The organism is Microbacterium petrolearium, assembly GCF_054782875.1.
The window spans coordinates 1-526 of sequence record NZ_BAAGRQ010000101.1 but is presented as its reverse complement, the minus strand read 5'-3'; the positions used below and the strand labels follow the sequence as shown (position 1 = coordinate 526).

At 70.5% G+C, this 526-nt stretch carries 1 pseudogene; it reads left to right on the top strand.

Annotated features, from left to right (window positions below):
• Positions 1–526 (top strand): annotated as a pseudogene (locus ACYVJ0_RS13830) (hypothetical protein); the annotation flags it as partial.

Here is a 526-nt window from a genome sequence, read left to right as displayed (position 1 = left end):
CTACGAGGTGTCGCACTGCGAGCTCGCCTTCTACGACGCCGAGGGCCGGCTGCTGCTGCGCGAGATCGACCGCGGTGGTTCGCTCCAGCTCCGCGCCCGGAACTTTCGCCCGCGGCTGGGCGACGACGGGCACACGCTCACGGCGTCGTTCGAGTCCGACCCGGCCGAGAAGCTGTACGGGATGGGCCAGTACCAGCAGCACGTGCTGGACCTGAAGGGTTCCACGTTCGAGCTGGCGCACCGCAACTCCCAGGCGAGCGTGCCGTTCGTGATGTCGAGCGCCGGGTACGGGTTCCTGTGGCACGACCCGGCGATCGGGCGGGCGACGTTCGCCCGCAACCGCACCGAGTGGCACGCCGAGTCGACGAGGCAGCTCGACTACTGGGTGACCGCCGGTCGCACGCCCGCACAGATCTCGCGCGCCTACGCCGACGCGACCCTCGAGTCGATGAACGGGGCCACCCCGGAGGCCACGATGGCGCACGAGGTGCCGTACCCGGGCATCCAGTTCGTCGGCATCCCCGAG